We start from the raw sequence: 2,204 nt of genomic DNA, 5'->3' as shown, positions 1-2,204 counted from the left end.
AAGCAGTGGTCTGCCCCTCGAGTCTCGATCTCGGCGTCGACTTCCTGCCGGTCGAGCGGGTGCTGCAGATCGGCTCGCCGAAGGGCGTGGCGCGCCTGATGCAGCGCGCCGGTCGCTCCGGTCATGCACCCGGACGGACATCACGGGTCACGCTGGTACCGACGCACAGTTTCGAAGTAGTGGAAGCCGCAGCAGCGCAAGTCGCCATCGCCGAACGCCGCATCGAAGCCCGCAGCGCCCCGCATCGTCCCCTCGACGTGCTGGTGCAGCACCTGGTCAGCATGGCACTGGGCGGAGGCTTCCGGCCGGATGAGTTGTTCGCCGAAGTGCGCCAGGCCTGGTCGTACCGCGAGCTCACCGCTGACCACTGGGAGTGGGCGCTGGCGTTCGTGCGTCATGGTGGGCATTCGTTGACGGCCTACCCGGACTATCAGCGCGTCGAGCCGGACGAGACCGGACTTTGGAAAGTCCCCAGCCGCCGCGTCGCCCTCCGCCATCGCATGAGCATCGGCACCATCGTCAGCGACGCCAGCCTGACGGTGAAATTCTGGGCCAAGGGCGGCAGCGGCCGGTCACTGGGCACCATCGAGGAAGGCTTCATTGCCCGCCTGCGCCCCGGCGACAACTTTCTGTTCGGCGGGCGCCTGCTGGAGCTGGTGCGGGTCGAGAACATGACCGCTTACGTCAGCCGCGCCACCGGCAAGAAAGCCGCCGTGCCGCGCTGGAATGGCGGGGGCATGCCGCTTTCCAGCGAGCTGGCCGATGCGGTGGTCGAGCAGCTCGGCACCGCTTCGCGCGGTCGGTTCGAGAGTCCCGAGATGCAACTGGTCGAGCCGCTGCTACGGGTACAACTGGACTGGTCCGCGCTGCCCACCGAAACCACATTGCTGGCTGAAGTGATGAAGTCCCGCGAGGGTTGGCACCTGTTTCTCTACCCCTTCGCCGGTCGACACGTGCATCTGGGGCTGGCCAGCCTGCTGGCCTGGCGCATGGGCCAGCGCCAACCGCTGACCTTTTCCATCGCCGTGAACGACTACGGCTTCGAGCTGCTCTCGGCGACCGAGGTGGACTGGCTGCAGTGGCTGACACCGGCGCTGTTCAGCCAGGACAACCTGCTGCACGACGTGCTGGCCAGCCTCAACGCCGGAGAGCTCGCCCGCCGGCGTTTTCGCGAGATCGCGCGCATCGCCGGGCTGGTGTTTTCCGGCTATCCCGGTGCGCAAAAGAGCGCGCGGCAGCTGCAAGCCTCCAGCGGACTGTTCTTCGACGTCTTCCGCCAGTACGACCCGGCCAACCTGCTGCTGACTCAGGCTGAGGAAGAGGTGCTGCGCCAGGAACTGGAGGTCGAGCGGCTGGAGCAGACGTTGAGCCGCTTACAGCAGCGAGAATTGGACGTGCACGTCGTCAAACGCACCACGCCGCTGGCCTTTCCACTGATGGTCGAACGCTTCCGCGAGAGCATGACCTCGGAAAAACTGGCCGACCGCATCCGCCGGATGGTCGCCGAACTGGACAAGGCCGCCGGGCCCGGCGGCTACCAGCCGGAAGCAGGCGCCAGCATTGCCGTTGAGCGGGAGACCAGCGCGAAGCGCAAACCGCGCGCGACCAAGGACGGCACACCGAGGGTGAAAAAAGCAAAGTCATCCCGCTTGTAAACCCTGCCACCTCCCGATCAACAGCCTCTTGTCTGCATCAACCCGCCGACCTTCACCTGCAGGTTTGGCACAACAGAGGTGCGCTGCAGGGACAGAGCCTGAGCTGCGCGAGCAAGCTCGCTCCTACTGAAGAGCTCTCAACTGACAATAGGGTCTTCGCAGCGTCACCGGATGAGATGGCAGTACCTGCAACCACGCGAACGCACTCGAGATTCAGCGCCTCAGTGGGATCGACTCCGAACGCACGATAGACTCCGCGCATGACATCGCACCTCTCCATCGAACTTGAACAGACCGAACTCTGGTTACTGGCCGACAAGGCCATCTATTGGCCGCAACAGCAGGCGTTGTTGATTGCTGATATTCACATCGGTAAAGCCGCTGCCTACCGCCGTCTTGGGCAACCGGTGCCCCACGGCACCACCCAAGCCAACCTGCAACGACTCGATACACTGGTTGCGCGGTACCCTTGCGAGCAGCTGATCTTTCTGGGCGACTTCCTCCATGCACCGGAATCGCAAACGCCCGCCACGTTGAGCCAGCTGCAGG

General features: G+C 64.7%; 1 protein-coding gene and 1 pseudogene. Both read left to right on the top strand.

All coding sequences use genetic code 11. The features are described from left to right. Window positions 1–1,655, top strand: a pseudogene (locus PSTU_RS0106650) (DNA ligase-associated DEXH box helicase); the annotation flags it as partial. Between the two features lie 260 nt (window positions 1,656–1,915). Further along, window positions 1,916–2,204, top strand: a 289-nt coding sequence (locus PSTU_RS0106645) for a hypothetical protein (RefSeq protein ID WP_019340260.1), incomplete at its 3' end; no start/stop codon positions are given.

Origin of the sequence: Stutzerimonas stutzeri SDM-LAC (assembly GCF_000235745.1) — a bacterium.
Lineage (GTDB): Bacteria > Pseudomonadota > Gammaproteobacteria > Pseudomonadales > Pseudomonadaceae > Stutzerimonas > Stutzerimonas stutzeri_H.
Note: the sequence above shows the minus strand (reverse complement) of the source record. Positions and strands in the feature narration are given on the sequence as shown.